This is a genomic window from Neptuniibacter sp. UBA6509 (assembly GCA_002435145.1).
Lineage (GTDB): Bacteria > Pseudomonadota > Gammaproteobacteria > Pseudomonadales > Balneatricaceae > Neptuniibacter.
This window is the reverse complement of the sequence record DJLT01000005.1, coordinates 30,977-57,212: the sequence shown is the minus strand read 5'-3', so window position 1 is coordinate 57,212 and position 26,236 is coordinate 30,977. Positions and strand designations below refer to the sequence as shown.

Here is a 26,236-nt window from a genome sequence, read left to right as displayed (position 1 = left end):
TCTATAGATCGGGAACCGTTCATAGGTTTTTTGGCTGGGGTAGGAGGATTCGAACCTCCGCATACTGGTATCAGAAACCAGTGCCTTACCGCTTGGCGATACCCCAACATTTCTCCTGGAGGTTCGGCCTCCCTTTGAAAGAGGCGCAGATTATCTAGGATTGCTATTTTAATGTCAAACCTAAGGCGTATGAGGCACTTAATTGAGAGGTTGTTTTTTTAGCGCTTAATCCAGCTATTTATAACGACAGTAATTCTTAAATCCTGCCGTGATAGGGTGAGTTTGCTGGGCAGTACAGGGCTTAGGCTGTTGTAACGCAGGTAATTGATATTCCATCCGTCTTGATGGAGTGTTTTAAGGCGATTATTTTCTAGCGTCTGGCTAAAATTCATTCTAGGGGAGGGTAGTCCTCTGATCCACCAGTAAATATCACTGATCGGAAGCTCCCAGCCTAATTGATTACGTAATATCTGTTCCGGATTTTCTCCTTTGAACTCTTTACCATCCGTCTGAATGGTCACATTACCGGGTTGACCTGTAATTGACGCGCCACCTTGTCCCCAGGGGCCGTGTATATCAATCTGATAGCTTTGTTGTGCTTGTAGCCACTTTAAATTAGCTGATTGGCTATCTTGAGATGTACGGATGCCCACTTTTCCGCTTAATTCCCAACTGGCATAGTTTTTTAATAAAGCCTGATGTTGCTCCCATGAAATAGGCGCTTCAGGAGATGTAGGCTGTGTTTTGAATATGCTACAACCCGCCAAAGTAAGACAGGTTATTATGACTAGGAGCTTTTTAAACATAAGGGCCTGCGATTTATAATCGTATATCGAAGTGTATGGATGGGTATTACTTCGCATTAATTATTTGAGTGGCTTCATCTAAATAAGGATTTTCAGGATTTTCCTTACGGCTAGCCTCTAGCAGCTGACTTGCTTTCTCCTTCTGTCCTGTGCCCCAGTAAACTTGAATAAGATGACTAGAAACTTCTGGATCAGAATAGAGTGCGTGTGCTTTTTTTAAATAGGGCAGTGCTTCATTTGAACGCCCCATTTTGTGAAGTACCCATCCCATAGAGTCTAGGATGGCAGGGTCTTCCGGCTCAGCGTTTAATGCAGATTGAATCAATTGATGAGCTTCATCAAAACGTTGTGTGTGTAGTAGCAGTGTGTAGCCTAATGCGTTTTGAACCGTCGGATTATTGGGTTCTAGAGAGAGGATCAATCTCAAATCTTTCTCAGCCTGAGGGAAATCAAATGATTCAATCATCATCGCACGGGTATAAAGCAGGGTCGTGTCATTTGGAAATAGGTTTATGGCATCGTCTAGTAATGTAAAGGCATCGTCGCTGAAATCGTGAAGGTTTAACCACTCAGCTTCTAATGTATAGATTTTAGAAGCTAGAGAGGGAGATATAGCGCGTGCATCCTTAAGAATATTCTGTACTTGCTCTTTATTCTCCGTGTTTTTTAATAAACTTACGGCTCTAGATAGTGCTTGTACTATATTCGCGCCACTTTTTACTGATGTGTAATGGGATATAGCCTCTTGCAGATTATCGAGCGATTGTGAGATATGTCCAAGATAAAAATGGGGGGCGCTGTCTTCAGGTCTAAGAATGAGCAGGTGTTTAAATGCTTTTTGCGCGCTTTCTAATTGCTCATTTTCAAGAAGCAATAGGGCTAAATAATAGGTGAGCTGATGGTCGGCAGCATTTTTTTCTAAGAGCTTTTCTGCATGCAGGGCCGCCTTCGTCGGCTGCTTGGTTTGGAAAAGTAGCTGGGTATATAGAATATGCAGTTGGCGGTTGTTTGGTTGTTGTTCATAGGCGGCTTGGATTAGGGATAATGCGCCGTTAAGGTCCTTATCTGCGCGTAAAAGTTCAGCCTTTTGTATCAACGCCTCAGGGTTTTCCGGATCAATTGATAATGCTCGGTTAAAGGCGATAAGTGCTTTGTCTTTTTGATTTGAGGCGCGAAGCAATAGTGCCAAAGTAAGCTCTAAGTCTGCGCGTGGCTCATTGCTCTTCTTATGTTCTTCCAGCATAGATACATAGCCAGTAATGACCTGAGCATCCATTTTTTCACTTTGGCCGCGAATCAAGGCTAAGGTTCTGAGTGCATCATATTCAAGTGCTTTTTTAATTAATGGCAGAGCACCGGCATAGTTGCCCTTATGCAGATGCATATTGGCTTCAATTTGATAAGGTTCTGGATTTTCTGGTGCTATATCACGCCACAGTTTCGCCGATTGGATGATTTTTTCCGAGTTTCTTAAGTATTGAGCAATGCGTGTTGTGCGTTCGGCGACGCTAGGGTCACGGGTTTTTTCGGTTTGGGATAAGTAATTTTCCAGAGCGACTGGAAATAAACGCCGTTGGCCCGCAATTTCAGCCAGCATTAATTCGTAGAGGGACTCCTGATTGAATTCCCCCGCAACATAAGGAGTGGGTTCTGGGGCTATAGTCTGTTTTTTGACAGACGTACTTTGGCAGCCCTGTAAAAGAGTGAATGTAATAATAAAAAATATAAGAGATCTATTCATAAAAACGCACTAATGTCTCTGTCATCCCTGAGGTTGTTTGGTCACTATAGTTGAATCTATAACGGCTTGTCAGCTACTTGAGTAGGTTTTACATAGTAATAAGGGGCTGTTTATTGCGATAAGTTCCCATATTTATGGCCCGGTGTTTTAACCTTTGAGGCAAAGCGTTGTATCATAGCGCGCTTATTTGGGTCAGTTTAGGCTGACTTGTTCAACTGTACAGCGATGGCTGTAAGTCGTAGTGGCGGAAAGAATGGCTTTATTAGCATTAGGCATCAATCATAAAACAGCTCCGGTAGAGGTGCGTGAACGCGTTGCGTTCGCCCCTGAATTACTGACGGAAGCGATGCTGGCTGCCCGTGATTTTGCGAATTTAGAAGAGATCGCCATACTGTCAACATGCAACAGAACCGAGTTGTATTGTTCGGCGGGTTTGGAAGGTACGCGCGCTTTATTAGAGTGGTTAGGCGAATATCACCAATTGGATCCCGATGAGTTACAAAAGTGTTCATATGCTTTTTGGGATGAGGAAGCCGCTCGGCATATGATGAGGGTCGCAAGTGGTTTAGATTCTTTAGTGTTGGGCGAACCTCAAATTTTGGGGCAGTTAAAGTCCGCTTATAGCTTGTCGCAAGAAAATGGGCATGTGAATGCAGGGTTAGGTCGATTGTTTCAGCAGACCTTCTCGGTAGCAAAACAGGTTCGTACTGATACAGCGATCGGTGAAAATCCAGTTTCTGTTGCTTATGCCGCAGTAAGTTTAGCACAGCATATTTTCTCGGATTTAAAACGAAGTAAAGCGCTGCTTATAGGCGCAGGTGAAACGATAGAGTTAGTAGCGCGCCACTTGTCTCAGGCGGGCGTGCAAGATATGACCGTAGCAAATAGAACGTTAAGCCGTGCTTTGACATTAGCAGAAGAGTTTAACGGTAAGGCTATTTTATTAGGCGATATTCCTGAAGCGTTAGGGGATGCCGATATTGTGATCGCCTCAACCGCAAGCCAGCTACCTATTCTAGGAAAAGGGGCTGTCGAAACAGCTTTAAAGAAACGTAAGCATCGTCCTATCTTTATGGTAGATATTGCTGTGCCGCGCGATATTGAAGCGCAGGTTGCTGAACTTGACGATGTTTATCTATATACCGTTGATGACTTAAAGGAAGTTATTGAGGAAAATCAGCGAAGTCGAGAGAATGCTGCTCGGCAAGCGGAAGAAATTGTTGAAGTTGGTGCTCATGATTTCATGCGGCAGCTTCGCTCACTTGATGCGGTTGATCTACTGACAACATTTCGTAGTCAGGCGGAATCGACCCGTGATCAAGAATTAGAAAAAGCGCTTAAGCAACTCGCGAATGGCAAGCCCGCAGATGAAGTTATAACCATGTTAGCGCGTGGGCTGACAAATAAGTTGCTCCATCATCCGACTATTCAAATGCGTAAAGCAAGTGCTGAAGGTCGTACTGATCTATTGGAGTTGGTGCAAGAGCTGCATCAGCTTGGAGATCATCAGAAAAATGAGAAACGATGAAAGAATCAATAGTTTTTAAGCTTGAAAAGCTCAGTGATCGTTACGAAGAGCTTGCCGCTTTATTGTCTGATCCGGATGTGATCTCGGATCAGAATAAATTTCGTGATTACTCTAAAGAGTATTCAGAACTAGAGCCAGTGGTTCAAGCTTTTGCTGCATTCAATGAAGCTTCTTCTGATCTAACAGAAGCAGAAGAGATGATGACGGATTCTGATCCGGATATGCGTGAGATGGCGAAGGAAGAGTATCCTGGTATTAAAGCGCGTATCGAAGGCTTGGAAGCGGATTTAGAAATCCTATTGTTGCCTAAAGACCCTAATGATTCGCGCAATGTGTTCTTGGAAGTGCGCGCGGGTACTGGTGGTGATGAAGCGGCTATCTTTGCTGGTGATCTGTTCCGTATGTATTCCCGTTATGCGGAAGTACAAGGCTGGCGTGTTGAAGTCGTTAGTGTCAACGACGGTGATCATGGCGGATATAAAGAAGTTATCTCCCGTATTGTCGGTACTGATGTATATTCAAAACTCAAATTTGAGTCAGGCGCGCATCGTGTTCAGCGTGTTCCTGAAACGGAATCTCAAGGTCGAGTGCATACGTCTGCTTGTACGGTGGCGATCATGCCGGAGATGGATGAGTCTGCTGATATTGAAATTAATAAAGGCGATCTGCGTGTTGATACGTTCCGAGCATCCGGAGCGGGTGGTCAGCACGTCAACAAAACCGACTCGGCGATCCGTCTTACGCATATTCCAACCGGCGTAGTGGTTGAGTGTCAGGAAGAGCGTTCGCAGCATAAGAACCGCGCTAAAGCGATGTCATTACTAGCATCGCGTTTACAAGCGGCTGAAGATGAGCGCAATGCAGCAGAGATGGCGAGTACTCGTAAGAGTTTGGTTGGTAGTGGTGACCGTTCTGAACGAATCAGAACCTATAATTATCCACAGGGCCGAGTAACGGATCATCGAATTAATTTAACTCTGTATAAACTGCAAGAGATTATCAGTGGTGAGTTGCAGCATGTGGTTGAGCCAATGCTGCAGGAGTATCAGGCAGAGCAGCTAGGCGCACTTTCTGAAGAGAGTTAAAAATTAAAGGGCCGTAAGGTCCTTTTCTTTATCTGGGTGATTAAGGATTATAGCAATGCAGATTCAGCAGGCTCTTGCGCTGTATAAGCAGTTAGAATCAAAATCTGAAAGCGCTGCATTAGATGTAGAGATGATGTTGTGTCATCTATTAAAAAAACCAAGTAGCTATCTTTTTACCTGGCCAGATAAAGAGTTAGATAAAGACGTAGAAACAGCGCTTAAGCAATTAATTTCTCGTAGGTCTAATGGCGAACCGGTTGCTCATATTTTAGGTAGTCGTGGTTTTTGGGATTTTGACTTAGAGGTTTCACCTCAGACACTGATCCCTAGGCCTGATACTGAGGCGCTTGTTGAGCAGGCGTTAGCGCTTTGTGTGCAAAATGAGGCTCGGGTTGCTGATCTTGGTACAGGAACGGGTGCAATAGCGCTGGCGCTTGCGTGGGAACGCCCTAAGTGGCAGATTATTGCTTCGGATTTTATTCCCGATGCGGCGGCGTTGGCTGAAAGGAATCGGCAGAAGTTAAAACTGGATAATGTTCAGGTAGTGGCAGGTAGCTGGTTTGAACCCCACTCAGGTAAATACGATCTAATTGTTAGTAATCCCCCTTATATTGATCCAGCTGATCCTCACCTTCAGTCTGGGGATGTGCGGTTTGAGCCCTTATCGGCATTAACTGCTGAAAATTCAGGTATGGCGGATATTGAGTTGATTAGTCAGCAAGCGCGGGATTATTTGCTTCCTAATGGTGTTTTGCTGTTTGAGCATGGATTTGATCAAGGCGAACGCTGTCGTGAGCTGTTGGCTTATTTAGGTTTTAGCAATGTCGAGACCGTTAAAGATTATGGCGGTAATGATCGCGTTACCTTTGGACGCTGGTTGGCAGGTAAGTAAGTACACGCTTGAAAGAGCAATGTTTAATTTTTGAATTGATAAAGTTGTGGAGAGTTTGATGCTGAATGATGAGCAGTTATTACGTTACAGTCGTCAAATTATGTTGCCGGATGTGGATATCAATGGGCAAGAGACGTGGTTGAACTCTACGGTTCTAATTATTGGATTAGGTGGATTAGGCAGCCCTGTGGCAATGTATTTGGCCGCAGCGGGTGTAGGTGAGCTTGTCTTATTGGATGATGATGAAGTTGAACTGTCTAACTTACAGCGTCAAATCGCCCACAACCATAAACGCATAGGTCAGGCTAAAGTTGACTCTGCACGAAATACGATTGCTTCATTAAATCCTGATATCCGTGTGCGATCTATCTACGATCGTCTAGATGAGGATGCTTTGCAGCGTTTGATCGCTACGGTTGATTTAGTTGTTGATTGTACCGATAACTTCACCACAAGATTTGCTATCAATCGTGCCTGTTTTAGGCATAAAAAACCCTTAGTCTCAGGCGCGGCTATTCGGATGGAGGGGCAGGTGGCTGTATATGATCCATTGAAGCAAGAATCCCCTTGTTACCAGTGTCTTTATAAAGAGGGCAGTGATGAAGCGTTGACCTGCTCTGAATCCGGTGTCTTATCTCCGCTGGTGGGCATTATTGGATCTATACAGGCAATGGAGGCGCTTAAAGTTTTAGCTTCAGTGGGTGACAGTTTAGTGGGGAGGCTAATGTTGCTGGATGCAAAGACAATGGATTGGCGTACGTTAAAATTGAGAAAAGATCCTCACTGCTCAGTTTGTTCTCCGGACGCAATGGCTGCTCATCAGGTATCGAATGATGAGTAGCGATCAAATTGTACGTGAGCTTTTAGAAAATGTAGCAACGATCGCTTTGGTTGGTGCAAGCAAAAAGCCTCAGCGAGCAAGCTATCGAGTGATGGCGTATTTGCAGCAGTGTGGCTATAAAGTGATTCCTGTAAATCCGATGCTGGCTGGTGAACGTTTGCATGGGGAAGTGGTAAAGGCAACGTTAGCTGAAGTGGAGACGCCTATTGATATGGTGGATATCTTTCGAAATAGTGATGTAGCAGGTGAGTCTGTGGATGAGGCAATTGCTATAGGGGCTAAGGCTGTATGGTTGCAATTGGGTGTGATTGATCATCAAGCTGAAGAGCGGGCAATGAAAGACGGTTTAACTGTGGTTATGGATCGGTGCCCAAAGATAGATATTCCTGCGCTTGCGATAAAAACGCCCGCTTAATCTTTTCTCAGTGGCTCCTTTATTTCAGTGACTCCTTTTTTTCAGTGCTTCTTTTTAGTGATTTTTTTGAGTGGCTATGGGCTTTCGGTTTATTTCTAGAGAAACATTTTTCTTATCTCAAGATCTGCCGCACACTTTTTTGCATACTCAAACGCTGCTTTACTGATGTTATCGTTTGACTGGTTTTCTGGAAGCTCTGCCCCGGAATTTATCAGGAAGTGAATAAGAGGTAGCTCCCCCAATTCAAGCGCTTTGATTAATATTTGTTGATCTATTTCAGCCCCGTATTGAAGTAGTAAGGCTATATGTAGCATCCGTTGTGTAGCAGGGCAGTGCTCAAAACATTGATCTAATAGATGGTTCTTGTCTTCTTCGTTACCCGCTTTTAGAAGTTCGCCAAGCAGTGCCAAGCTCTCATCTTTCTGGATGGCGATTATTGCGTAAGGTGTGTTATCTAGTCCAATGCCTGATGGCGCTGCGCCATGCTTTAAAACTAAGTTTAGAAGCTTAGGTTTTTGCTGCTGGATACAGGCTTCAATCAGTCCGGGTGTTTCTTCTGAGGTTGGTTTGTCTATATCTTCTTTTTTGATCTTCTTAAGCTGTTTAAGTAACTTGTCCTGATCATCTGTCAATATGGCTTGGTATGCTTTGGCCAGTCTGTCATTTTTGAATAGCGTTAACATATTGGATAGGGCCTTTTTCGTCAGATGAAAGGGTTAAGTCAAACACTACTGACATGATGCTGTCAGTAGGGCTAGTTTAGCATTGCTGCTGTCTTATTTAATTAGCCAAGGAGAAATAACATGACGACAGTAGTAGAGATGGTAACGTATCGTTTGAAGCAGGGAGTGGCGCCAAAAGAGTTAGAAGCGACCAATGAGGGTGTGAACGCTTTTGTTAAAGCCCAGCCTGGTTTTTTATACCGTTCCCTGAGTCAGGATGATGCGGATCAGTGGTTTGATATTGTCTACTGGGAAAACATGGACGCGGCTAAAAAAGCAGGGGAAGAGTTTTTGACTGCAGACATAGGTAAAGAGCTTTGTCAGTTAATTGATATGGATAGCTGTTTTATGCGGCATATGCCCGTTAATACAGAGATGATGAGTTGTGAAATAGCAGAAGGCGTCTAATGAGAAAAGCGGAGCGTTTGTTTCAGATATTAACCCTGCTTCGAGGGCGGCGCTCGGTGCTGACAGCTAAAAGCTTAGCTGATGCATTAGAGGTCTCGGAGCGGACTATTTATCGGGATATTCAAGCGCTTTCGCTTTCTGGTGTTCCGGTCGAAGGGGAAGCGGGTGTGGGTTATCGCTTACGCCCGGAATTCCATCTTCCGCCTTTGATGTTCGATGAGGAGGAGCTTGAGGCGTTGCTTTTGGGCGTAAGAATGGTTCAAGGGTGCAGTGATACACGGATAGGTCATGCTGCGGGAAGGGTATTAGATAAAGTGCGTGCAGCTCTCCCCGAGTCGTTAAATCAGCAGTACACTTTAGCTCCAGAGTGGATACTAGTGCCTGGATTTAATCGCAGCTGGAGTGCTAAGTACAGCGATGAGCTTAGGGATACAATTAAAAATCAGACGGTCATTGAAATTGAATATCGCCGTGAAGATGGGCAAGCTTCAACACGAGCATTGTGGCCCTTAGGTTTGTTCTACTGGGGTGCGGTTTGGACGCTTGTTGCATGGTGTGAATTGCGCAACGACTATCGAATGTTTAGATTGGATAGAATACAAAAGTTATCCCCACTCTCTCGTTTTTTTGAAACGACAGAGCATACTAATCTGCAGCACTATTTATCCTCAGTGGAAGAGAGCTCTTGTACTACTTCGAATTGATTTTGCTCTTAGTGCTAAGGCCGATTAAATCACGGCCGTAACACGCAACAAATAGATTCCTGCGCTGAGAGTGAGTACTGAGCCTAGAGTCGTCATTAAAATAATGTTTGCGGCTAATTCAGCGTTACCTCCCATTCCTTTGGCCATCACAAAGCTCGCGGCTGCGGTTGGGCAGCCAAACAGTATCATAAGCATTGCCAAGTCTTGGCCTTTGAATCCATAGCTCCATGCAGCGAACGTTAGGATCAGTGGCATTAATATCAGTTTGCTGATCGTGGCCCAGGTTGCGTGTGCGGAAGTGCTTCTTAAGCTTGCGAGGTTGAGTGATCCACCTATCGCTAATAGGGCAAGTGGTAGGGTTAGATTGGCAAAGTAACGACCGGTTTTCTCGGCGACTTCAGGTAATTGAAAGTCAAAATAGGAGAAAGGTAATGCGAGTAATACTGCGATAATGAGAGGGTTTTTTACAATCTCAAATACAGTGCTGCTAAAGCTTGAGACGCCGGTTTTTTTGGCCGGCAAGGCGAGCGCTATAATGGATAGAACGTTAAATAGGGGGATGACAAGTGCGAGTAGTAAAGATGCTTGTGCTAAACCTGAATCAGAAAAGAGATTATAGCTGACAGCTAGCCCAATAATTCCATAATTACTCCGGAACCCCCCTTGGATAAACACGCCTAAGTCTTGGGGTTGCTTGATCCAGTATTTGCCGATGACCCATAACCCAATAAAAAATATCAGGATGCTGATAAAAACAAACCCGAGCTGTTCAGGGTTAAATACCGCATGAAAATCAGTCCTTGAGATCGACATGAAAACCAATGCGGGTAGGGTGATGACAAATACCAACTTTGATGCGGTATTAATAAAATTATCATCAATAATATGCATACGTTTTAACAAGTAGCCTAAAAAAACGATAAAAAAGATTGGGGCTACAATATTGGCGGTAAAGCTAAGGGAGTTTAAGTAGAGTTCCACAGAAGGTATCTCGTCTTGATGAGATGCTATTTTAGCATAAGGGCTCAACTGTGCCTTAGTGGAGATGGGGTTACACAAAGTTTTATTTAAAGAATCGGGCCTATGATTCTCTTAAACCACCCGAGAAAGTAGCGTAGGGATATGCTCCGCGTTCGAGCTAAGTATCAATCCAAATGTTTTTTGAATACTCTGCAATCAAAGCCAGCAAAGCAAAAAGTGTTTGAATTTTCTACGCTACTTTTTTAATCAGGTGCCTCTTATCTTGTGCACAATAACGCCGCACTGCGTTAGATAGATAAGTGTTGATGCACCTTCTCGGATGGAGGGGCGATAAAGCCTAAAGGATTTGCTGTAGTCGTTTAGGCTCTATGTATGAGCTTACATTTTGCGTTAACTGATCGCTTTTGTTTCCAATATAGGGTTATTGGGTGCTGATTTTTCTAGGACTTTTTTCATGAGTGCTCGCATATGCTGCATGGAACGGCTGCCAGGGTGTTCTAGACGCATCGGTTTGTTGTGAAAAAGTCGGGAGTCCATCGGCGTTAAATCATCATCAATTAATGGCACGAAATCCATCTGGTCTAAAATATCTTTTTGAAGATCTAAGCCGGGTGCTATTTCAGTTAATAGCAACCCTTTTGCTGTTAGCTTGAATACTGCGCGTTCTGTGATGAAGGTGACTTTCTGGCGGCATTGTGTCGCATATTCGCCGTTGAACGTGATCTGTTGAACTTGTTTTTTGAATTTCTTAAGTTTGCCGTTGCTGATAATTGTTAGCTTACCATCACTAATTTGAATCTCTTGTTTTCCTGAGGTAAATGTCCCGAGAAAATATATATCCTGAGTGTTCTGTGTGATGTTAATAAAACCGCCAGCCCCAGCGAGCTTAGAACCAAATTTGCTCACGTTGACATGCCCCTCGGGGCAGGTTTCAGCAAGGCCTAAAAAGGCTTGGTCTAGGCCTCCACCATCATAAAAATCAAACTGGGCAGGTTGATCGACTACTGCTTCAGCATTGCTTACCGCTCCAAAGCTAAGACCGCTGGCCGGCTGTCCGCCGATTCCACCTGGCTCTACGGTGAGAGTAAAATCGTTGATTTTACCCTCTTCAGCAGCAACGGCTGCGATCATTTCTGGCATGCCAATGCCTAAATTTACGACGGAATTCTTTTGCAGGTCCATAAGCGCTCGACGCGCGATGATTTTTCGTGCGTCCAGCTCAGTGATACTCTCTTGTTCAGGTGTTGCTCTTATTTGGCCGGTATAAGCGGGGTTAAAGCTTTCTGCAAATGTCTGCGGGTGATCTTCAGGTTCAGAAATGATGACATGATCAACCAGAATGCCTGGAATGCGGATTCGATCTGGGGTTAGAAGGTGTTGGTCTGTGACCTGTTCAACTTGTACAAATACTTTTCCTCCGCTGTTCTTTACTGCTTGAGCAATGGCTAATGAATCGAGAGGTAGGGCTTCTCGTTCCATTGATATATTGCCGCTCTTATCCGCAGTAGTACCTCGCAGAAGGGCTATATTGAGAGGGAAGTGCTTATACAGCAAGCATTCTTGACCGTTTATGTCGAGCAGTTGAACTAGCTCCTCCTCCGAGCGGACATTTATTTTACCGCCTTCAAATCTAGGATCGACAAACGTGTTAAGCCCCACGCAGGTGAGTGTGCCTGGCTTACCTGCAGCAATATCACGAAACATATGGCAGATAACGCCTTGAGGTAAATTATAGGCTTCGATCTTATTGTCGATGGCAAGTTTGCCTAAGGAGGGTGCAAGCCCCCAGTGTCCGCCAATAACGCGTCTTATCATCCCTTCGTGACCAAAGTGATTAAGTCCACGGGTTTGAGCATCTCCTTGGCCGGCAGCGTAAAGAAGACTTAAATTATTGGGTTGGCCTTGCTCCAAGAAGCGTTTCTCTATCGCTTTGGCGAGAGTCTCTGCGAATCCAATACCAATGAAGCCGCCTGTAACGATCATATCATTTGATTGGATCTGGTCGGCGGCTTGCTCTGCCGTGATGATTTTGCATTGACTCATAGGATCTACCTGACGATTAATTATTTTTAGTATTAGTTAGGTATAGCAAAATCAGAGCCATTTAATGTTTGTTTATATAAAACAAGGCGTTACCTTTTTATGGTAGGCCGTGCCTTGTGTTTTTTGTTTGTTTTTTTAGACGCTGTCTTTTTTGCTGTCTAATAAAATAGACATTAAGGTGCTTGTTTTAGTCGAAGATATAAGCTGGCGCGTGAGATGCCTAAGTGCTTTGCTGCTGCTGTTTTGTTGCCGTTGCAGAGCTTTATGGCTTGATTAATCGCTTTTAATTCAGCTTGTGAACGGCTCTCTCTAAGAGTGTTTTCGAAAGGGTGTGTGTGTTCTGGCTGTTCATCTCGCTGCTTAGGTAGGTCATCCAGTGCGCCTAAGTCATCGGCTTCGATAAACTCGCCTTCAGCCATAACGCAGCCGCGTTCAATGCGATTACGTAATTCACGAATATTGCCAGGCCAATGGTAGGTTTCTAGCCACTGTAAAGCAGATGCTGATAGCGCTAATTCCGGTAGTTGGGATTGGTGCTGAATTTGTTTTAGCATATGAAAAGATAGGGTTTGTATATCGTTTTGTCTTTCCCTTAACGGTGGTAATTGAATAGGTAGAACGTTAAGACGGTAATAGAGGTCTTCTCTAAAAGTGCCCTTTTCAACTGCTTGACGCAGATCTTTCGCGGTGGCAGCAATGATGCGAACATCGACTTTTTCGAGTCTGTTGGAACCTAGGGCTTCTATCTCACGTTCTTGAAGTACACGTAGAAGCTTTGCTTGCATTTCGAGTGGCATTTCTGCTATTTCATCGAGAAATAAAGTGCCACCATCTGCAAGTTGTACTTTTCCGATACGACCTTTGCTGTGCGCGCCAGTGTATGCGCCAGGTGCGCTGCCAAAGAGTTCAGCCTCCGCCAGTGATTCAGGTAATGCGGCCATATTGATTCCGACAAAAGGCCCGCTTCTACGTGTAGAGGCGTGATGAATGCCTTGGGCCAGTAGTTCTTTGCCTGTACCGGTCTCGCCTAGAAGAAGTAAAGTGGTATCTAGTTGGGCTGCACGTAGCGCTTGTCTGCGCAATTGTTGCGTAGGAAGGGAGTTGCCCAGCATATCTTCCAAAGCATAGCGGCTCGGTCTAAGTATTTTCTCATCTTCAAATTTCCGCCTAAGCCTCGCAAATTTATCGAATAAAGGCTGTAAGCTATCTAGGTCATCGTAGAAGACGAAGCCAATCGCACCAATCGTTTGTTGGTCAGCATTTTTAATAGGGAGTCGAGTAACAACACACCATTGCTGTTTGATTTGCATCAAGTCAACAAAGCTAGGTTTGCCGCTCTTAATAACGCGAGGAAGTTGGGTGGTGGGCAGAAAGGTTTCTACCGGAGAGCCGACTGGGTTGGTGCCCTCAGGAATATCGATCAAGTTGCGATAAGCATCACTCATCCAAAGGATGTTGCAGTGCTCATCTACCGCAATTGAGCCTTGGCATAGGCTTGATAATAGATCCAGTAGACTGTGATTATTATCCTGTTCGATCAGTTCACGTAGAGAGTTCATGATTACCGTAGTTTTATCTGATTCCTGTCTAGATAAAACTACGCGTAGAGATCGATGCTGCCAAGCTTTTTAATAATAAAAATAGCTTATGCAGCATTTCTTTTGTTACGTTTTTGTCGGCGAGAGATAGAGCCTTTAAGCACCATTTCCCATTGCCCTGCAGTGCTCATCAGAAGAGAGCCGCATTGCCCGCATTTACATATTTGAGAGTGACCTAGATCGCTAACCGTTTTTAACAACGGATGATCCTTGCCCGTTTTAATCAGTTCAAAACAATGTACGCAGTCAGTATTCACGCTTTTATCCTTCCCTATATGAGGCATGAGGTGATGCTATATAAATATCGGGCAAGTTCAAAAAATCTTTAGATAAAACTTAATAAAAACATAAGTTTTTTACTGATACTTATCTTTCTATGTAAGAGTTTTATGTAACTTATTGAAATTGCTTGTGTTACATTTCGACGGTGGAGCCTTCCATGATGCTGCCGCCTGAGCCGTTCTTGGCTAATTCGCCAATCTCTTTGTCAATAAAGAATAGGCCCTTGCCATCTTCACCGATAATTTTGATCTTATCAAGAATACCATTGAATAGTTTTTCTTCTTCGTGCTGTTCAGCAACATACCACTGAAGGAAACTAAACGTAGAGTAGTCTTGATTTGTGAAGGCTGTGTGGGCTAGTTCGTTTATCTTACCAGTGATAAAGCACTCATGCTCGTACACTTTTTCAAATAGGTCACTGATTGACTCATAGGTGGCTTCTGGTGCTTCTATTTGACCTATTAGGGCGACAGCACCTGTTTCGTTAACGTATGTGAAAAGTCGCTTCATGTGTGACATCTCTTCATCAGCATGCTGATAGAGAAATTCAGAACAGCCTTCATAGCCTTTTGATTCTGCCCACGCGCCCATTTGGAGGTACAGGTTTGAAGAAAAGAACTCTAAATTGATTTGTTCGTTAAGCTTTTCAAGCATTGCAGGGCTAAGCATGGGTGAATCCTTTGTATAAGGTTTGGAAATTCAGTTAAATTAATTCTGGTTTACACAGCCAGCTTTTTGCATCGGCTGAGCGAGCGCATTTTTTACAAAGGTATCGGCTTGACCGAGTGATCTTTGCAATTTCCTTGAAATGGTTATCGATCTCGCTTTTTTTAAATTTGCAGAGGGTTTTTTGCTTGGTCATTGCAAACTCAGAGATTATTTTTGTTAATGATAATCAATCTCAAGCTTTATGGGAACTGCTTATTTTATATGCCGTGTCTGTATAGTCGCCATTTAAAACTATAAGTGACTTTGGGCATGTTCCAATAAAACGCTTGATGGACCAGGTTTTCCTAAGAGGAAGCCTTGGATCTCATCGCATTGGTGTGCCTTTAAAAATTCTAATTGTTCTTTCGTTTCTACGCCTTCGGCGACCACTGTTAGCTGTAAAGAGTGAGACATGGAAATGATTGCAGAAACGATATGCTCATCATCTTGATTGCCCGGTACGTCCATGACAAAAGAGCGATCAATTTTTACAGTGCTCACAGGTAATTTTTTTAGGTAAATCAGTGATGAGTAGCCTGTGCCGAAATCATCAACAGACATGCGGATTCCCATATCTTTGATTCGGTTTAATTTGTCGATAACCTTATCAAGGTCTTCAATGGCTAATGTTTCGGTGATCTCTAACTCCAAAAGCTCTGGTGGCAATTGACTAACGGATAATGCCTGAGAAATATCATCGATTAGATCAGGATCATAAATTTGTCGGGCTGAAAGATTTACGGAGACGGGTATAGGGTGGTCTGGATTAACGTTCCATGCTTTGGCTGCTACACAAGCAGTCTGAAGAATGTAGCGCCCAAGCTCTACAATGAGGCCTGTTTGTTCTGCTAGTTCTATAAATATACCGGGTGGGATGATCCCTTGTTGAGGGTGGTTCCAGCGCGTTAAGGCTTCAGCGCTTAATATGTGGGTACCATCAATATTAAAACGAGGCTGAAACGCTAAAAATAGCTCATCATGGATGAGTGCGTTTCTCAGGTCCTCTTCTAATTTTACTTGCTCTTCAGCTTTTTGGTTTAGGGCTTGATCATAGAACTGTATACCGTTTCGCCCTTTATTTTTTACTTGGTACATAGCGGTGTCTGCATGAGTAAGCAGGGTTTTTGCATCAGCGCTATCATCTGGGTAGAGCGATATACCAATGCTGGCTGGCGAGGAGCTTGAGAAGTTCTCAAGCTGAAACGGTGAGCGAAGAGCTTCCTGAATTTGATGGCAGATGTAATTGATAACTTCTAAACTTTGGACTCCTTGGATGATGACTCCGAATTCATCCCCCCCCAGACGAGATACAGTGTCATCGGGTCGAATACATTGTGTGATGCGGTTAGCCGTTTCGATTAATAGTTGATCACCTACCGCATGTCCGTATGTGTCGTTGATGTTTTTAAAACGATCGATGTTAATAAAAAATAGAGCGGTTTTGTTGTTTGCTCTGCTGGAGCGTTCAATCGCAGAGCTTAAGCGGTCAAAGAATAAACTGCGGTTAGGTAAATTCGTTAAATTGTCATAATTTGAAAGTCGCTCTAACTGAGTTTCGGCACTTTTAAGGGCTGAAATATCTGAGAAAATAATCAGGAACTGCGTCTGTTCATCATCGGTTGTAATGCTACTTGCAGACAACCAAATTGGAATTGATCGACCATCTTTATGCCGCAGTTCTGTTTCGCCTTGCCAGCGTTTATGCTGCTGCAGTCTAAGCTGAATGATGGGGTTGTCGATAAACAGTTTTTTGGAAAACTGTGAAATCTCGTCGACGAGTAATCCACTGAGGGCGTTGAATGCACTGTTGCTGGAGACGACTTCAAAATTAGTGTTGACGACGAGTATGGCCTCACCTGCTTGATCAAAGATTTGTTCTGCTAAATGATTGTGAGATTGGGCTCTTTTAAGGTCTGTAATATCGGTGATTATACCGCCAACAGCATAGATCAAACCGTTGTCGTCAGTTAATGGAAATTTGGTGCTCAGGTATTGTCGTTTATCCGTATCCTTGCCCAAGCTGTATTCTATTTGCTGAGAAGTACGTTGCTTAATGACATATAAATCACTTGTTTGGATAATATTCGCATGTTCTTTGCTGAAAATTTCTTCGTCAGTTTTGCCAATGATTTGACTTGAATCTATCTTTGCAAGCGTTGAGTAGTTGGCGCTTACCATTTTGTAACGTAGATCGATTCCTTTAATAAATAGGATGTTGGGTGTGTTTTCAATGATGCCGTTTAACTGGCTTTCATGCTCACTTATTTTGTGCACCATATGCTCAATGGTGTGCCCTAGCCCGTTGAATTCAGAAAAAGGGCCTGGAGGAAAGGGCTCTATCTCTTTGCGGGTTGCCATACGATCAGCATAATTAACAAGTTTGGTTAAAGAGCTTCTGGTTAGGTAAGAGATAAGGAATACGGTGATGATAATGATTAATATTATGCCGAGCAAGGCTGTGCCAAGGTCTTTGGTATATGCGTCTTCTAATACAATTAGTGATGTATTAGGTAGGGTCAGTTTTGTGTGGAAATGTTCGTTCTGACCTAACGATAGAGTGTACTGATGTATCGTTTTTCCGCTCTCGTTTATATTGAAAGGCTGGCTAGGGTCTAGATTTTCAAGAAGTGGTAATGCTTTGGGTGTGAGAGACAATCCTGAAATTAGTTTGTTTTTCGCAAATAAACCAACATTATCCGCCCCCGTTAAGCTTTGAATTTCACTTATTATTTGGAAATTGTCATTCAATAGTATAAAAGCGTTAAGCGTACCAATGACCTCACCAAGATGGTCGTTTATAACGGGAAAGGAGATATGAAGTAGATGGGACGAGCCTTCGTTGGTTGTTAGGCTTTTAATGCTCCAGTTGCGGTCTGTTTCAACAGATTCAAGCAGTTCTGTTAGATCAATCCTCATACCTAGAAGTGCAGTGTTAAAAACTTGAAGTGAGGAACTGCTTTCTGAGCCTTTATGCAGTGAAAAGGCATGTATGCTTTCACCTGCTTGTCCTGAAAGTTGCGCGTTCAGGAAGCTCCTAGCCGCTGAAAGGTTGTTGTTTTTTAGAGCAGTAACCAATAGCTTTCGTTGGCTGGTTTCTTCTGCATGGTGAGTAGCGACCTGAAGATATTTATCAAAGAACTGCTGTAAAACTTTTTGGTTTTTTTTGTGTGTAATACCGATCTCTTCAAGCAAGGCTCTTTGGGAGCCTTGATAAGCTGGGACAAGCAGCATCAAAATAACAGTGCAGAATGCTATTAAGGCAATAGATAGCAGGGCTGTGGAAAAGCGTAATTTTCTCATAGATATCACTTCAAGCCGCTATATCGAAATGCGCGTTGCTCAAGTTGTTCAATTCTTGAGGCATCAGCTTGATGATTTAGTAGAACTATATCCCCAGAATAAACATGAGGTACTTGATCTTCCATATTATCTAAGTCTAGTTTAATTGCTTCGGCTATAGCGACACTGCTATCGTCATTCATGCGCATGACAGTAAGGTCGATCTCTTTATTCTTAAGCGCTGTGATTTCGCTCTGACCGCCGCCCCAGCCATTAATGAGTACTTGTTCGAGTTTGTTTGTTTGTTTTAAAGCATCAACGGCACCTAAAGCAATATCAGTAGAACAAGCAAAAAGCATGTTTAGGTCCGGGTCTGCTTCAAGCGCGGCCAAGGTCGCTTGATAGGCAATATCTCTATCTCCTTTTGTATAGTAACTACTTACTTTTTGTAGATCAGGGCGTTCGGCTGTATGGCTAACAAAAGTATCCCCGCGCATTTGGCTGACATATCCAGGGGCAAAATATAGCATGCTGTATTTGCCTGTGGGCTGTTGAGTCAGCATCTCCTCTGCTAGTAAATGCGATCCATATTCATGATCAAATCCTGTGTACATGAAAGGGCGAACTTCGGACCAGTGGCTTAATGGTGTGGTGATGTTTTGTAAAATTAATTTAGGAGTGCCACGTAATAGTATGCGCTCCACCATGGCTTGATGCCTCAACGCATCCAGTGTGAATACCAAATAGTCAGGTTTCCAGTCGATAGCGATGCGGAGCTGCTGGCTCTGTAGTTCAATGTCGATCCCGGGTCGAGAGAAAAACGTCTTGAGTTCATAATCAACACTTGATTCAGTTAATCTTTTTTCGATAGTGGAAACACTGCGGCGCCAATAGTCAGACGTCTGCTCTCCAGGATAGATAATGGCCAGTTTTATGGGTGTTGTATTATTGGATTTTAGAGGAGAGGCCGGCTCACGAACCAAGGTCGAAAATCGATTCATTTTCTCGGTTTGTTCTGGGTGCAGGTTGACGTAATCGCTTAATCGGATGTATTGAGCATTAACTTCAGCTCGGACAGGTGATGAGCAAGAGATAGCCAAAAGAAGCCAGATTAGTGGATCGTATAAACGTCGGTACATCAATAACTCTCCGAGCGAATTTGTGATTAAAGTAAGGCTTATCTTCACTAGTCACAACTCTTTACAGTGAGCAAATGAAGTTATCTTACAGTAATAGGTTAATCTATCGCTTTAGCGGGGAATTGTCAGGTGTTTAATAGGGGCTTTTAGTCTATTTTTCATCGCTATGTTTTATTTGTGCACAAAAATTAAGGAATCACCGATCTATTGGCAACGAAAGTCGTACCTATTTTGTTGTCTTCTATTAAAAATTTCTTGCAAATCTGTCTGTTAGTTAAAAAGTGAATGCTCACTGTTAGTGGCTATTCCAACAGTGAACCTGGCTTTTTATTGTCTGATTAGTGTTGTATTCCGGCAGATATGTAGTTGTTTTCCTTTGGGAAAACTATGTATGAAAATTCTAATATGCTTGATTGGTTTTACTTGGATTAAAGTTCAGCGCTATCTAGTTAACGTTCTGTTTCTTGAAAAGAAAATGCAGGTTATTTATAGCGCATAGTAAGTTTAATTCCGCTGTTAGTTTCTTTTCCGGGATGTGAAATGAATATACCGATTGCCGAATTATTCCATTAAATTGTTTATAGTTTATGTATGGTGAAATGTTCGCGAATTAGATAATGGGCAGGAATTTGAATACTCATGACGCTTAATGTTAGTGAATCTGGGGTGGAATGTTATTGTGAATAGGTGTGGTGCTAATGCATGATTTTTGGATGTTGGTAAACCAAAAAAAATAATAATTGGGCTTACGATGCAAAGAATAGGGTCATCTTTTTTAATTTTACTCACTCTCTTACTGTTAACCCCATGGGCCAAGGCTGAACGGCTAGAACAAATAGCGTTACAGCAGTCCTCGCCAAGTACCGCCCTGTTGCTCACAATTGAGCAGGCAGGTGATCGACTTGTTGCGGCAGGGGAGCAGGGAATTGTTATTTTTTCTAATGATGATGGTGCTATTTGGCAGCAGGCCAATGTGCCAGCGAGTGTTTTGATTACTGGACTGCACTTCTTTGATAATCAAAAAGGCTGGGCTGTAGGTCATGATGGGATCGTATTGGCGACTACCGATGGTGGTGCCAATTGGACGCGTCAGCTTGATGGGGTTGTGATCAATCAGTTGAGAGTTGGAGCGATTAAGGAAGAGATAGCGCGTTTTAATGAGTTAACGGTTAAGGATGAATTAGCGTTAGAAGAGTTAGAGTTTTTGCTAGATGACGCTGAGTTAGCTTCGGAGGAAGGGCCAAGTACACCTTTATTGGACCTATTATTTCTGGATTCCCAACATGGGTATGCGCTGGGAGCGTATGGCCTTTTTTTAGAAACACGCGATGGTGGTAATAGTTGGGCCTATATAGGGCATAAGCTGCCTAATCCTGACGGTTTTCATCTGAATAAGATTTTTCAAACGCGAGAAGGAACTCTTATCATTATCGGGGAGGCGGGTTTGATGCTGAGCAGCGTTGACCTTGGTAATACTTGGAGTCGCATAAATGTGCCTTATGAAGGGTCTTTGTTCTCGATCGCTGAGGCTGATGAACTCTATGTCATGGGCTTAAGGGGAACGCTGTTACAGGTGCTTTCAGGGGAGTATCTTTTGGGCAGTGACGGTTCGCCTGCTGTTGGGTGGCGCACAATTCAGTTAGATATTACCTCAACGATTAATGATTCAGCTCTCGTTGATGGTCAGCTTTATTTAGTGGGCCAAGATGGGGTTTTACTACGACAAAATGGCAAGAGATTCGAACCATTTAGTAAACGAGGTTTAAGAAGCTATAGCGCTATTACTTCTTCGGGTTCATATTTGGTCTTGGTGGGTGAAGGCGGAGTTAGCCGCATTGCATTAAATGAGGGCGGAAAATAATGAAACAGCTGTCCTCTATTCTCTTATGGCCGATTAATAGTAGCCAGTTATTGGCAGAGTGCTTGTTGTTTAATTATCGAAAAGTATTTCTGTTGCTTTTCTTTATTATGACTTTGGGGCTGGCATGGCAGGCCGCACAAATTCGCCCTGATGCGAGTTTCGTTAAAATGATACCGGCTGAGCATCCTTATGTTGAAAACTATATCCGTTATCAAGATGACCTTTCCGGTTTAGGCAATAGTATTCGGGTGGTCGTGGCGGCTAAGCAAGGAGATGTTTTCACTCGAGAGTTTCAGTCAACGCTTAAAGATGTAACCGATGAGCTGTTTTTTATTCCCGGTGTAGATCGCTCAGCGTTGAAATCCATATGGACGCCCAATGTTCGTTGGACTGAAGTCACCGAAGAGGGATTTGTTGGTGGGCCCGTTATACCGCCTAAATATGATGGTTCTGATGAGAGCTTAGAGCAGGTTCGTAAGAATATACTTCGTTCAGGTCAGGTCGGTATTTTAGTGGGGAATGATTTCCGATCAGCGATGGTACAGGTGCCTTTATTTGATAAAGACCCTAAAACTGGAGAGAAGCTGAATTATAAAGAGTTCTCTCAGTTGATTGAGCGTTTAGTTCGGGATAAGTATAGCTCGGAAAATGTCAGCATTCATATCACTGGTTTTGCGAAAGTTGTAGGTGATCTAATAGACGGGGCGGTGCAGGTCGCTCTGTTCTTTGCTATCGCTTTTATAGTCACCATGGTTTTGCTGTATCTCTATTCGGGCAGTGTGATGGGAACGATTATTCCGTTGCTATGTTCGCTGGTGGCGGTGATATGGCAGTTGGGAATATTGAACCTGCTGGGCTACGGGATTGACCCCTACTCGATGCTCGTGCCTTTTTTAGTTTTTGCAATTGCGGTTAGTCATGGTGTGCAGATTGTAAATACGATTACCTTAGAGTCAGCAACGACAGGGGCGGGTAAATTACAAGCAGCTAAGCATGCTTTTAAAACAATCTATATACCGGGTTTAACGGCCCTAATCTCTGATGGCATCGGTTTTATGACATTGATGGTTATTGAGATAGAGGTGATACAGGACTTGGCTGTGGCTGCTTCCTTAGGGGTTGCTGTTATTATTTTGACGAATCTTATGCTGTTGCCGCTGTTAATGAGTTATGTGGGCGTAGGACGTCATGCGATTGCCAAAGCGAAAAGGGGGATAGAAAAACAGCATTCACGTTGGCATCTGTTAACCGTCTTTACTCAGCCTAAAGGGGCAGCTATTGCTGTAGTTGTTGCTTTAGGGCTGGCCTTATGGGGCGGCTATGCCAGTAAAGGGTTGCAGATAGGCGATCTGGATGCGGGTGCGCCCGAGTTACGTCCTAACTCTCGATATAACTTGGATAATGAGTTTATAACCTCTAACTATTCAACATCGAGTGATGTGTTCGTTGTAATGGTGTCCACGCCTGCTGAATATTGTAGCCGGTATGAAACCTTAGCCACAGTAGATCGTTTTCAATTCTATATGCGTGACATTAAGGGCGTTCAATCGAGCATATCTTTAGTGGATGTATCTGAACGTGTTACGGCAGGACTGAATGAAGGGAGTCTTAAGTGGCGTTCTATTATTCGTAATCAATACGTTATTAATGCGTCTCTCTCTTATGTGCCAGCCGGTTTAATGAACAGTGATTGCTCTTTGTTACCGGTGATTATTTTCTTAGATGATCACAAAGCCGAGACACTTAAGGGTGTTACGGCTGCCGTCGAGCGTTTTGCGGCTGAATATCAGACTGAAAGTCTTAAGTTTAATATGGCGGCAGGTAAAGCAGGCTTTGAAGCAGCGACTAATGAGGTCATAGAGAAGGCTCAGTATGAGATGCTCATTTGGGTTTATGCCGTAGTAAGTTTCCTTTGTTTACTGACTTTTCGTTCTATCCGTACTGTTATATGTATTATCACACCGTTAGCGTTAACTTCCGTGCTCTGTCAGGCGCTTATGGCCAAGCTAGGGATAGGCGTCAAAGTGGCGACACTGCCCGTTATCGCTTTAGGTGTGGGGATCGGGGTTGATTACGGTATTTATATCTATTCAAAATTACAGATGTATTTAGATCAAGGTCATTCCTTAACGAAGGCCTATCTCGAAACACTGCAAAGCACAGGTAAGTCTGTTGCGTTTACAGGATTTACTTTAGCAATCGGAGTGGTTCTGTGGACATTCTCGCCAATTAAGTTCCAAGCGGATATGGGGGTGTTGCTGACCTTTATGTTTATTTGGAATATGTTGGGCGCTTTAGTGCTGCTTCCAGCGATTGCTTGTTTGCTTCGTAAAGGTGGTTCGGCTGACGTAGCAAAATAAAGATGGGTAGCTGCCCTATAGGTGTTTTTTTACTTTAATGCATCTAGTGCTTTTTGCATGGCGGCTGCCTTACCCATTGTTTTTTTCTCTTTAACGAGGCTTTTCTTGTGTGTGTCGGCAAGTTTCATCGTACGGTTGTTTGTAGTTTTTACTTCTATTAATAAAGTACGCAGTTCTGCCTTGATAGAGTCTTCTGCTTCTGCAAACATTATTTTTTCTACGGTCTGGCTGTGTTTCCCTTGCAGTTCTGTTAGCTCTTCCCACTGAGCTTGTTTAGCAAACTCTTCCATTTGATTCGACTGATCTAAGGCTTGTTTCGCCAGCTCTATTAAAGAATTCATTTTTTTCTCCAAAAAACATTAATGATCAGTTTGAAGGTGCCGATAACAAAAAGCAACGAGGCATTAGATCGTTTCAAGAACGCTTGGGAAAGAATTTAACATTTTTTCTAAAGGGTTTTTAGAAACGGTCGATAACCTACTCAAGCTTGGATTTCTCGTCCCTTCAAGTTGGGAAGTTCAAATAGCAAACATTTTATTCCGGCCGGTCAGAATCGGCTGAATGTGAGGAGAATAACTCATGGCAATGGTAATTAATTCAAACATTATGTCGCTGAACGCTCAGCGTAACCTGACAATGTCACAAGGTGACCAGAACCAGGCGATGGAGCGTTTAACCAGTGGTAAGCGTATCAACTCTGCAGCAGACGATGCAGCAGGTTTGGCAATTTCTAACCGCATGACTTCTCAGGTTCGTGGTTTAGACCAGGCTATCCGAAACGCAAACGACGGTATCTCTCTAATTCAGACGGCTGAGGGTGCGTTGGACGAAACAACAAACATCCTACAGCGTATGCGTGAACTGTCTATCCAGTCTGCCAACGGTACTTACGATGAAGGTAACCGTGCAACTCTAGATGCAGAGGTTCAGCAGCTTATTTCTGAGATCGATCGTATCTCTGAAACTACTAAATTCAACGGCCTTCAGATTCTTGACGGTACTTTGGGTGAGGTTGACCTGCAGGCAGGTGCTGATGCAAACGAAACTATTTCTTTGAACATTGGCGCTACAGATACTGGTTCTCTGGGTAGTGGTTCCGGCGCATCAATTGTTGGTGCAACTAATGATAACAGTGACCTTCTAGCGGATTTGCAGACATTTGATGGCACTGAAACCATGTCTATTAATGGTATAGATATCGGTGATCTATCGGGCGAGACTGTGCTTCAGGAAGCTCTAGATACAATCAACAATAACATTTCAGGTGTTACTGTAGGTACTCTGGTTGAAGCAACTGCGACAACCGCAGGTGACGGTATTGTTAACCAGGGTGAATACATCCAGTTTGCTGTAACAATGGCAAATGCAGAAGTTCAAACATTCCAAGTTTCAGAGACTGGCTCTCTAGAAGAGCTAGCGAGTAAGATTACTGATCTTTCTGATGGCTTAGTAAAGGCTGAAGTTAATGATAGTGGCTACCTGAATGTATCCTCCGAGGGGGCTGACAACATTGCTATTACTGCAAGTGGTGCAACACTTGCTGATGCAGTCGGTACAATTGCAAACGTAGGTACCCTAGAGGCAGCATTGACGATGACTACTGATGCCGATGTGGATGGTGTTACAGTTGAGTATAACGATGCTGCTCATGCCAACGTTCTAGGTCTGGATGCTCGTCTTGAGCAAGGAACTATTACTGGATACCAAGCTCAAGCAGAGGCGAATATCGATGCAGGTCAGGTAACTATTAATGGTATTTCTTTGGGTGAGTATGATACTACTGTTGACTACGATGGTAACGATACTGCCGGTGAAGAAAGCGACTTGGTAGCTTGGATAAATACTTACACGAATGAAACTGGTGTCACAGCATCTCTTGATAGTGCAAATGGTATTACAGATGCTCTAAAACTGACTTCGGTTGATGGTAGCGATATCTCTATCTCTTATAAGGATGGTGATGAAGCTGCAATGGAAACTATCCTCGGTTTAAACGAAACGAATGCTGCTGTAGGTGCTGGAGGTAGCGTCTCAAGTATTGATATTTCTTCTGCTCGTGGTGCACAAGAAGCTATCGGTATCATTGACTCTGCACTAGAACAGATTAACTCGACTCGAGGCGACTTGGGTGCGGTTAATAACCGTCTAGACTTTACAGTGAATAACCTGTCTAACGTATCTGAAAACGTAGCGGCTGCCCGTTCACGTATCGAAGATGCTGACTTCGCTGCTGAATCAGCTGCTCTGTCAAGAGCGCAGGTACTACAGCAGGCAGGTACTGCAATGTTGGCTCAGGCGAACGCGGCTCCACAGCAAGTGCTATCACTGCTTCAGTAAGATAGCGGCTATACTATTAAACAAAGTACTAAGTAGAGTATCTATCCCCCTAAACCGTTCACGGTGAAGGGGGAACTCTCAAAAGGTTAAGAAGAGGATTGACTTATGGCTATTGAATCAATGGGGGCAGCTACTGCTAATGTTGTTCAGCCGTCACAGCAGCCTCAGCAAGCAGAGCAGGTTAAGCGTGAACCCGTAGAACCTCCTCAAAAGAGCGAACGTGTCCAGCAGCAGGCTAAAGAAACACAAGCGGTGTCTGCTGAGAAACTCGAAGCAGCTATCGATCGTTTAAATCAGATGATGGAAAGCAGTCAACGTTCTTTAAGTTTTTCTGTTGATAAAGCGTCAGATAAAGTTGTTGTTGAAGTACGTGATTTAACTACAGATAAAGTTATCCGCCAGATTCCAAATGAAGAAGCGCTAGAATTTGCTGAATCATTGGATCGGATGATAGGATTCCTTTTCGATAAGAAGGCCTGATCAACACAGGCTTTTTTCCATTCAAT

22 protein-coding genes and 1 tRNA gene are annotated in these 26,236 nt (G+C 43.5%); 11 read left to right on the top strand and 12 right to left on the bottom strand.

The window, feature by feature from the left end; translation table 11 throughout:
* Positions 1-31: 31 nt before the first annotated feature.
* From B4K11_RS00870 to B4K11_RS00860, 3 genes are all read right to left on the bottom strand, one after another.
* Positions 32-106: transfer RNA gene (locus B4K11_RS00870), tRNA-Gln, on the bottom strand.
* A 112-nt stretch (positions 107-218) separates the two neighbouring features.
* The gene (gene lolB / locus B4K11_RS00865; RefSeq protein ID WP_292956478.1) at positions 219-806 is read right to left on the bottom strand and encodes a lipoprotein insertase outer membrane protein LolB; all 588 of its coding nucleotides are present in this window, start codon (positions 804-806) and stop codon (positions 219-221) included.
* A 46-nt stretch (positions 807-852) separates the two neighbouring features.
* Entirely contained in the window at positions 853-2,547 is a 1,695-nt protein-coding gene (locus B4K11_RS00860; protein ID WP_292956481.1) for a tetratricopeptide repeat protein, read from the bottom strand.
* Between the two features lie 253 nt (positions 2,548-2,800).
* On the opposite strand from B4K11_RS00860, the gene hemA reads away from it, so the two are divergent.
* The 5 genes from hemA to B4K11_RS00835 are packed head-to-tail and all read left to right on the top strand — an operon-like array spanning position 2,801 to position 7,308.
* A complete protein-coding gene (gene hemA / locus B4K11_RS00855; RefSeq protein ID WP_292956484.1) occupies positions 2,801-4,075 on the top strand; it encodes a glutamyl-tRNA reductase in 1,275 nt (424 codons plus the stop codon).
* Positions 4,072-5,160, top strand: coding sequence for a peptide chain release factor 1 (prfA, locus tag B4K11_RS00850; protein ID WP_292956487.1), 1,089 nt, complete (start codon positions 4,072-4,074; stop codon positions 5,158-5,160). The genes hemA and prfA overlap by 4 nt, the downstream gene beginning before the upstream one ends.
* Before the next feature lie 55 nt (positions 5,161-5,215).
* Positions 5,216-6,052: a peptide chain release factor N(5)-glutamine methyltransferase gene (prmC, locus tag B4K11_RS00845; RefSeq protein WP_292956490.1), complete on the top strand. Its 837-nt coding sequence runs from the start codon at positions 5,216-5,218 to the stop codon at positions 6,050-6,052.
* A 58-nt stretch (positions 6,053-6,110) separates the two neighbouring features.
* The gene (locus B4K11_RS00840; protein WP_292959188.1) at positions 6,111-6,893 is read left to right on the top strand and encodes a HesA/MoeB/ThiF family protein; all 783 of its coding nucleotides are present in this window, start codon (positions 6,111-6,113) and stop codon (positions 6,891-6,893) included.
* Positions 6,886-7,308: a CoA-binding protein gene (locus B4K11_RS00835; RefSeq protein ID WP_292956691.1), complete on the top strand. Its 423-nt coding sequence runs from the start codon at positions 6,886-6,888 to the stop codon at positions 7,306-7,308. The genes B4K11_RS00840 and B4K11_RS00835 overlap by 8 nt, the downstream gene beginning before the upstream one ends.
* A gap of 95 nt (positions 7,309-7,403) precedes the next feature.
* Here B4K11_RS00835 and B4K11_RS00830 read toward each other — a convergent pair whose 3' ends face one another.
* Positions 7,404-7,991, bottom strand: coding sequence for a hypothetical protein (locus B4K11_RS00830; RefSeq protein ID WP_292956496.1), 588 nt, complete (start codon positions 7,989-7,991; stop codon positions 7,404-7,406).
* Between the two features lie 120 nt (positions 7,992-8,111).
* Between B4K11_RS00830 and B4K11_RS00825 the strand changes: the two genes are divergently transcribed.
* Together B4K11_RS00825 and B4K11_RS00820 are read left to right on the top strand one after the other, a co-directional pair.
* Complete coding sequence (locus B4K11_RS00825) at positions 8,112-8,438, top strand: antibiotic biosynthesis monooxygenase family protein (protein ID WP_292956499.1); 327 nt, start codon at positions 8,112-8,114, stop codon at positions 8,436-8,438.
* A complete protein-coding gene (locus B4K11_RS00820) occupies positions 8,438-9,142 on the top strand; it encodes a helix-turn-helix transcriptional regulator (protein WP_292956502.1) in 705 nt (234 codons plus the stop codon). Before B4K11_RS00825 ends, B4K11_RS00820 begins: the two co-directional genes overlap by 1 nt.
* Before the next feature lie 24 nt (positions 9,143-9,166).
* Here the strand turns inward: B4K11_RS00820 and B4K11_RS00815 are convergent, their stop codons facing one another.
* The 7 genes from B4K11_RS00815 to B4K11_RS00785 all read right to left on the bottom strand — a co-directional run bounded on the left by B4K11_RS00815 (position 9,167) and on the right by B4K11_RS00785 (position 19,172).
* Positions 9,167-10,123, bottom strand: a complete 957-nt coding sequence (locus B4K11_RS00815) for an AEC family transporter (protein ID WP_292956505.1) — start codon at positions 10,121-10,123, stop codon at positions 9,167-9,169.
* Positions 10,124-10,513: 390 nt separating this feature from the next.
* The gene (locus B4K11_RS00810) at positions 10,514-12,166 is read right to left on the bottom strand and encodes an acyl CoA:acetate/3-ketoacid CoA transferase (protein WP_292956508.1); all 1,653 of its coding nucleotides are present in this window, start codon (positions 12,164-12,166) and stop codon (positions 10,514-10,516) included.
* Positions 12,167-12,339: 173 nt separating this feature from the next.
* Positions 12,340-13,725, bottom strand: a complete 1,386-nt coding sequence (locus B4K11_RS00805) for a sigma-54 interaction domain-containing protein (RefSeq protein WP_292956511.1) — start codon at positions 13,723-13,725, stop codon at positions 12,340-12,342.
* A gap of 86 nt (positions 13,726-13,811) precedes the next feature.
* Positions 13,812-14,021 carry a hypothetical protein gene (locus B4K11_RS00800; RefSeq protein ID WP_292956514.1) on the bottom strand — a complete coding sequence of 70 codons (210 nt, stop codon included), beginning with the start codon at positions 14,019-14,021 and terminating at the stop codon, positions 13,812-13,814.
* Positions 14,022-14,178: 157 nt separating this feature from the next.
* Positions 14,179-14,715 carry a non-heme ferritin gene (gene ftnA, locus B4K11_RS00795; protein WP_292956517.1) on the bottom strand — a complete coding sequence of 179 codons (537 nt, stop codon included), beginning with the start codon at positions 14,713-14,715 and terminating at the stop codon, positions 14,179-14,181.
* 291 nt (positions 14,716-15,006) lie between these two features.
* Entirely contained in the window at positions 15,007-18,054 is a 3,048-nt protein-coding gene (locus B4K11_RS00790) for an EAL domain-containing protein (RefSeq protein WP_292956520.1), read from the bottom strand.
* A 5-nt stretch (positions 18,055-18,059) separates the two neighbouring features.
* Entirely contained in the window at positions 18,060-19,172 is a 1,113-nt protein-coding gene (locus tag B4K11_RS00785) for a substrate-binding domain-containing protein (protein WP_292956523.1), read from the bottom strand.
* Positions 19,173-19,923: 751 nt separating this feature from the next.
* Here B4K11_RS00785 and B4K11_RS00780 point away from each other — a divergent pair.
* Complete coding sequence (locus B4K11_RS00780) at positions 19,924-21,033, top strand: WD40/YVTN/BNR-like repeat-containing protein (RefSeq protein WP_292956526.1); 1,110 nt, start codon at positions 19,924-19,926, stop codon at positions 21,031-21,033.
* Positions 21,033-23,393, top strand: coding sequence for an efflux RND transporter permease subunit (locus B4K11_RS00775; protein WP_292956529.1), 2,361 nt, complete (start codon positions 21,033-21,035; stop codon positions 23,391-23,393). Before B4K11_RS00780 ends, B4K11_RS00775 begins: the two co-directional genes overlap by 1 nt.
* Positions 23,394-23,422: 29 nt before the next feature.
* Here B4K11_RS00775 and B4K11_RS00770 read toward each other — a convergent pair whose 3' ends face one another.
* Positions 23,423-23,734 carry a hypothetical protein gene (locus tag B4K11_RS00770; protein WP_292956532.1) on the bottom strand — a complete coding sequence of 104 codons (312 nt, stop codon included), beginning with the start codon at positions 23,732-23,734 and terminating at the stop codon, positions 23,423-23,425.
* Positions 23,735-23,972: 238 nt separating this feature from the next.
* Here B4K11_RS00770 and B4K11_RS00765 point away from each other — a divergent pair, with 238 nt between their 5' ends.
* Positions 23,973-25,730, top strand: a complete 1,758-nt coding sequence (locus B4K11_RS00765; protein WP_292956535.1) for a flagellin — start codon at positions 23,973-23,975, stop codon at positions 25,728-25,730.
* Positions 25,731-25,835: 105 nt separating this feature from the next.
* Positions 25,836-26,210: a flagellar protein FlaG gene (locus B4K11_RS00760; protein ID WP_292956538.1), complete on the top strand. Its 375-nt coding sequence runs from the start codon at positions 25,836-25,838 to the stop codon at positions 26,208-26,210.
* The last annotated feature ends 26 nt before the right edge of the window (positions 26,211-26,236 follow it).

What these genes read in the sequence shown, in the direction of transcription:
- lolB (WP_292956478.1), bottom strand. Translation starts at nt 806, where the DNA reads ATGTTTAAAAAGCTCCTAGTCATAATAACCTGTCTTACTTTGGCGGGT.
- B4K11_RS00860 (WP_292956481.1), bottom strand. Translation starts at nt 2,547, where the DNA reads ATGAATAGATCTCTTATATTTTTTATTATTACATTCACTCTTTTACAG.
- hemA (WP_292956484.1), top strand. Translation starts at nt 2,801, where the DNA reads ATGGCTTTATTAGCATTAGGCATCAATCATAAAACAGCTCCGGTAGAG.
- prfA (WP_292956487.1), top strand. Translation starts at nt 4,072, where the DNA reads ATGAAAGAATCAATAGTTTTTAAGCTTGAAAAGCTCAGTGATCGTTAC.
- prmC (WP_292956490.1), top strand. Translation starts at nt 5,216, where the DNA reads ATGCAGATTCAGCAGGCTCTTGCGCTGTATAAGCAGTTAGAATCAAAA.
- B4K11_RS00840 (WP_292959188.1), top strand. Translation starts at nt 6,111, where the DNA reads ATGCTGAATGATGAGCAGTTATTACGTTACAGTCGTCAAATTATGTTG.
- B4K11_RS00835 (WP_292956691.1), top strand. Translation starts at nt 6,886, where the DNA reads ATGAGTAGCGATCAAATTGTACGTGAGCTTTTAGAAAATGTAGCAACG.
- B4K11_RS00830 (WP_292956496.1), bottom strand. Translation starts at nt 7,991, where the DNA reads ATGTTAACGCTATTCAAAAATGACAGACTGGCCAAAGCATACCAAGCC.
- B4K11_RS00825 (WP_292956499.1), top strand. Translation starts at nt 8,112, where the DNA reads ATGACGACAGTAGTAGAGATGGTAACGTATCGTTTGAAGCAGGGAGTG.
- B4K11_RS00820 (WP_292956502.1), top strand. Translation starts at nt 8,438, where the DNA reads ATGAGAAAAGCGGAGCGTTTGTTTCAGATATTAACCCTGCTTCGAGGG.
- B4K11_RS00810 (WP_292956508.1), bottom strand. Translation starts at nt 12,166, where the DNA reads ATGAGTCAATGCAAAATCATCACGGCAGAGCAAGCCGCCGACCAGATC.
- B4K11_RS00805 (WP_292956511.1), bottom strand. Translation starts at nt 13,725, where the DNA reads ATGAACTCTCTACGTGAACTGATCGAACAGGATAATAATCACAGTCTA.
- ftnA (WP_292956517.1), bottom strand. Translation starts at nt 14,715, where the DNA reads ATGCTTAGCCCTGCAATGCTTGAAAAGCTTAACGAACAAATCAATTTA.
- B4K11_RS00790 (WP_292956520.1), bottom strand. Translation starts at nt 18,054, where the DNA reads ATGAGAAAATTACGCTTTTCCACAGCCCTGCTATCTATTGCCTTAATA.
- B4K11_RS00785 (WP_292956523.1), bottom strand. Translation starts at nt 19,172, where the DNA reads ATGTACCGACGTTTATACGATCCACTAATCTGGCTTCTTTTGGCTATC.
- B4K11_RS00780 (WP_292956526.1), top strand. Translation starts at nt 19,924, where the DNA reads ATGCAAAGAATAGGGTCATCTTTTTTAATTTTACTCACTCTCTTACTG.
- B4K11_RS00775 (WP_292956529.1), top strand. Translation starts at nt 21,033, where the DNA reads ATGAAACAGCTGTCCTCTATTCTCTTATGGCCGATTAATAGTAGCCAG.
- B4K11_RS00770 (WP_292956532.1), bottom strand. Translation starts at nt 23,734, where the DNA reads ATGAATTCTTTAATAGAGCTGGCGAAACAAGCCTTAGATCAGTCGAAT.
- B4K11_RS00765 (WP_292956535.1), top strand. Translation starts at nt 23,973, where the DNA reads ATGGCAATGGTAATTAATTCAAACATTATGTCGCTGAACGCTCAGCGT.
- B4K11_RS00760 (WP_292956538.1), top strand. Translation starts at nt 25,836, where the DNA reads ATGGCTATTGAATCAATGGGGGCAGCTACTGCTAATGTTGTTCAGCCG.